Below are 4,937 nucleotides of genomic sequence, written 5' to 3' on the forward strand. Positions count from 1 at the left end.
CCACTCACTAAAGTCTCGGTCATCATCGTCATGCGGCCACCCCTTCTCCGTCCCCTGTCAGGCTCTTGTAACGTTCGGCGAAGAAGGCCCGAACGTAGGCGCATTGTGCTTCCGTATCTTCCAAACGATTGAAGTGGGCGCGGAACTCCCTGGCGCCCGGCAAGGTTGCGAGATACCAGCCCACATGCTTGCGAGCTATGCGCACGCCCATGACGTCGCCATAGAAGGCATGCAGCGCAGCCAGATGCTCAAGCAGAATACGTTCCACCTCGATCAGTTCCGGTGCCGGGAGTTTTTCGCCGGTACGCAGATAATGGTCGATTTCACGAAAAATCCATGGCTGCCCCTGGGCAGCCCGACCTACCAACAGGCCATCGGCACCGGTCGCGTCGAGCACGTACCGGGCCTTCTCGGGCGAATCGATATCGCCATTGGCGAAGACCGGAATCGACACCGCCTGCTTGATCGCGGCAATGGTGTCGTACTCGGCTTCACCGGTGTACAGATCTGCTCGGGTACGGCCATGCACCGCCAACGCCGTAATGCCTGCCTGTTCGGCGATTTTCGCCACGGTCAGGCCGTTCTTGTTCGCCCGGTCCCAGCCGGTGCGGATCTTCAGGGTAACCGGCACATCGACCGCGGCCACTACGGCCTGCAGGATCTCGGTCACCAATGCTTCATCTTTCAACAGGGCGGAACCGGCGGCCTTGTTGCAGACCTTTTTCGCCGGACAGCCCATGTTGATATCAATAATCTGTGCGCCCAGTTCGACGTTGGCCCGGGCTGCATCCGCCAGCATCTGCGCATCTCCGCCGGCGATCTGTACCGAGCGAGGCTCGGGATCGCCTTCGTGGATCATGCGCATCCGCGATTTGCGGGTGTTCCACAAGCTCATGTCGCTGGTGACCATTTCCGAGACTACAAGGCCCGCGCCCAGTCGCTTGCACAGCTGACGAAAGGGCTGATCGGTGACACCCGCCATGGGGGCGAGAATCAAGCCGTTGTGCAATGTATATGGACCGATGCGTACCGCCGACATAGGACTTCCCTGTTGTGGGGCCGGATCATGAGAGTTCGAAAAAGGGTTGGCATGATACCCGCTCTCGATGACTGGATAAAGGCTGAATTGGATAAAATCTGAACAGTTAATTCGTTATCGCCAGCGGTTTGGTTTGAACGTCAAAGTCAGAAAACCGTCGTCAAGCCTGTAACACTCGAGCGTTTCACTCGGGAGAATGGAAGCTCAGGCTGTAGTTCACCGCTTTGGGGCCTGGATCGAGAATGTCCAGCGCGATATGGATCGGCGTTTGCGGCGGCATTTCCGCCATGCCTTCGAGATCGCCGTTGAGGTACTCGCCGGGCTTGAAGCGACGGCTGGCGATCAGGTGGCCGTTGAGGTCGGCAAAACGCAACTCCAGCAGCGGGAAGGGCTGAGAGAAGGGCGCACGATTGTAGATGATGGCATCGACCACCAGCGCGCCGTTGAAGTCCGGGTGGCTGCGGACCACCAGGTTGCTGCTTTTGACTTTTGCGATGTCGACCTTGGACGGCACGGTGCAGCCGATCTGCGGGCACAGTTGCTGGAACCACGGACGGTACTGGTCCTGGCGTGCCAGTTCGTCAAAGTGGTAGGCGACGTATTGACCGGCGAGGCCGGCGGCGCCGAGCAGGATCAGCAGCAGCCAGAAAAAGCGCCGGCCCCAGGGGGAGCGACGTTTTTGCCAGTCCAGTTGCAACGGATCGTCGGTCAGATCCTCCAATACTTCCGCGCGCAGCGCCGGTTCGCTGCGTTCGCGTCGCTTGCGCAGGGGTTCGACCGAGGGCAGGTCGTCGTCGACTTCATCGGGAGTCGCCGACAGGCTGCCAAAGGGGATCGGGGCGTCGAGCGGGTCGTGCAGGCGCAGCTGTTGGATCTCGGGTTCGTCGTCCAGATCCGCGGGTTCCAGCGACAGCGAAGGCTCGGTGCGCGAGTGTTTGCTCGGCTCGATCGTCGGTTCTGGCGTGGGCGCGTCGGCGGTTTTTGCACGATCGGCGGCCGATTCACTGAAGAGGCTGTCGGACCAGGGCTCCTGGTCGTGCTCGGTGGTATCGCGGCGAGCGCTGAGGCTGTCTTCGCGGGGGCGAGTGAATTCCGTTGTTGGCTGGATTTCCCGCTGTTCAAGCCGGGCGAGCTCTTCGTCCAGATCCAGGCTGTCCAGATCCATTTCTGCAGCCGTCCATTGTTTTTGGCTGATGGCTCGCTGCACGGGCGGTTCGACGGGCGCCGGTGCAACCGGTTTGACCGTTTCCTTGCCGGCCCGCTGCTCGAGTAACTGCTTGGCGGCGTTGAACACCTGCAAACACGAGCCGCAACGAACCACTCCACGGGCCACGCTCAACTGAGCATGGCTGACGCGGAAGCTGGTTTGGCAATGCGGGCACTGGGTGACGAAGCTGTCGGTCATGCGGTAATCCGGTTTATGCAGGCGCTCATTCTAGCGCCGACGGCCAGTAATGCGTACCCAGCCGTCGCGATTGGCAATCGGGTCCAGATCGAAGTCCTGAGCGTAGGCCGCGGCGACTTCTTCACCTTGTTCGGCGAGGATGCCTGAAAGCGCCAAACGACCACCCTGCTTGACCAGGCTGGACAGCTGCGGCGCCAGCGAAACCAGCGGGCCGGCAAGAATGTTGGCCACCAGCACGTCGGCCTGAACCTGTGGCAGGTCTTGCGGCAAATACAGCGGGAAGAGTTCGTCAGCAATGTTGTTGCGCCCGGCGTTGTCGCGTGAGGCTTCCAGCGCCTGCACGTCGATGTCGGTGCCGACGGCTTGCTTGGCGCCCAGTAACAGGGCGGCAATCGCCAGAATCCCCGAACCGCAACCGAAGTCGAGCACGTTGCAACCCTTCAGGTCCTGACCGTCGAGCCATTCCAAGCACAGCGCGGTGGTCGGGTGAGTGCCGGTGCCGAACGCCAGGCCCGGGTCCAGCAGCAGGTTTACTGCGTCCGGCTCCGGCGCGGCGTGCCAGCTCGGGACGATCCACAGGCGCTGACCGAAGCGCATCGGCTGGAAACCGTCCATCCAGCTGCGTTCCCAATCCTGGTCTTCGATCACTTCGCTGTGATGCTCGGGCAGCGGGCTGCCGGTCAGCAACTCGAGGTGGGCCAGTACGCTGGCGGCTTCGGTGCCGCCTTCGAACAAGGCCAACAAGTGAGTGTGCGACCACAGCGGGGTGGTGTTGAGTTCCGGCTCGAAAATCGGCTGATCCTCGGCGTCCATGAAAGTCACCGACACGGCGCCCACTTCAAGGAAAGCGTCTTCGTAGGTTTCGGCTTGTTCTGGGCTGATGGCGAGACGGACTTGCAGCCAAGGCATGGCGGGCACCTTTGAAAAATATAGATTGCAGCCTAGCGGGCTGCGAGAAGCGCGCAAGTTTACGCGAGCGCGAGGCAGAAGACGACAAGGCCGACACATGCGTGCTCTTCGTAGGAGCGAGGCTTGCCCGCGAAGAACGATGACGCGGTAAGTCTGAAGCACCGCGGCGTCTGGTTCGCGGGCAAGCCTCGCTCCTACAAAGAGCATAGAAACAACAAAGCCGCTCGAAAGCGGCTTTGTTGGTATGGATCACAGCTTAATGCTTTTCGCCAGCCAGCTTGTGTTCCAGGTAGTGGATGTTGACTCCGCCTTCGCAGAAGCCAGCATCGCGGACCAGGTCGCGGTGCAGCGGGATGTTGGTCTTGATCCCGTCGACCACGATTTCGTCCAGCGCATTGCGCATGCGCGCCATGGCTTCGTCACGGGTGGCGCCGTAGGTGATCAGCTTACCGATCAACGAATCGTAGTTCGGCGGAACGGCATAGCCACTGTACAGGTGTGAATCGACGCGAACGCCGTTGCCGCCTGGGGCGTGGAAATGCTTGACCGTGCCGGGGCTAGGCATGAAGGTTTTCGGGTCTTCGGCGTTGATCCGGCATTCCAGCGCGTGACCGCGGATAACGACGTCATCCTGGGTGTACGACAGCTTGTTGCCAGCGGCGATGCTGAGCATCTCCTTGACGATGTCGATGCCGGTGACCATTTCCGATACCGGGTGCTCTACCTGGACACGAGTGTTCATCTCGATGAAGTAGAAGTGGCCGTTCTCGTACAGGAACTCGAAAGTGCCGGCGCCACGGTAGCCGATGTCGATGCAAGCCTTGACGCAGCGAGCGAGGACTTCAGCGCGTGCTTTCTCGTCGATGCCCGGTGCCGGCGCTTCTTCGAGAACCTTCTGGTGGCGACGTTGCAGCGAGCAATCGCGGTCACCCAGATGGATGGCGTGGCCCTGGCCGTCGGAAAGTACCTGAACTTCCACGTGACGTGGGTTGGTCAGGAATTTTTCCAGGTAGACCATCGGGTTGCCGAACGCTGCGCCCGCTTCGGAGCGGGTCAGTTTCGCCGAGGAGATCAGGTCTTCCTCTTTGTGCACCACGCGCATACCACGACCACCGCCGCCGCCAGCGGCTTTGATGATCACTGGATAGCCGACTTCGCGGCCGATGCCCAGAGCGGTTTCTTCGTCTTCCGGCAGCGGGCCGTCGGAACCCGGAACGGTCGGCACGCCGGCGGCGATCATGGCGTGCTTGGCCGATACCTTGTCGCCCATCAGGCGAATGGTTTCGGCTTTCGGGCCAATGAACGCAAAGCCGGAGTTCTCGACCTGTTCGGCAAAGTCAGCGTTTTCCGCAAGGAAACCGTAGCCTGGGTGGATGGCGGTAGCGCCAGTCACTTCAGCGGCGGCGATGATGGCCGGAATGTGCAGGTAAGAGTGCGCGGCCGAGGCCGGGCCGATGCAGACGGATTCGTCTGCCAGGCCCAGGTGCATCAGCTCTTTGTCGGCCTTGGAGTAAACGGCGACAGTCTTGATGCCCATCTCTTTGCTTGCACGCATAATCCGCAGGGAGATCTCACAGCTTTTTG

General features: G+C 61.0%; 4 protein-coding genes. All 4 read right to left on the minus strand.

The window, feature by feature from the left end:
• Positions 1 to 28: 28 nt before the first annotated feature.
• Positions 29 to 1,039: a tRNA dihydrouridine synthase DusB gene (gene dusB, locus ACIPLA_RS20255; protein ID WP_007907421.1), complete on the minus strand. Its 1,011-nt coding sequence runs from the start codon at positions 1,037 to 1,039 to the stop codon at positions 29 to 31.
• 184 nt (positions 1,040 to 1,223) lie between these two features.
• Positions 1,224 to 2,444 (minus strand): DUF3426 domain-containing protein, encoded by a 1,221-nt coding sequence (locus ACIPLA_RS20260; protein ID WP_401175416.1) that lies wholly within the window; start codon positions 2,442 to 2,444, stop codon positions 1,224 to 1,226.
• 30 nt (positions 2,445 to 2,474) lie between these two features.
• Positions 2,475 to 3,353, minus strand: a complete 879-nt coding sequence (gene prmA, locus ACIPLA_RS20265) for a 50S ribosomal protein L11 methyltransferase (protein WP_192345855.1) — start codon at positions 3,351 to 3,353, stop codon at positions 2,475 to 2,477.
• Positions 3,354 to 3,609: 256 nt separating this feature from the next.
• On the minus strand, positions 3,610 to 4,923 hold the full coding sequence (gene accC / locus ACIPLA_RS20270) for an acetyl-CoA carboxylase biotin carboxylase subunit (RefSeq protein WP_401175501.1): 1,314 nt from the start codon (positions 4,921 to 4,923) through the stop codon (positions 3,610 to 3,612).
• Between the last annotated feature and the right edge of the window lie 14 nt (positions 4,924 to 4,937).

Source organism: Pseudomonas sp. NPDC086112 (genome assembly GCF_044746425.1).
Taxonomy (GTDB): Bacteria; Pseudomonadota; Gammaproteobacteria; order Pseudomonadales; family Pseudomonadaceae; genus Aquipseudomonas.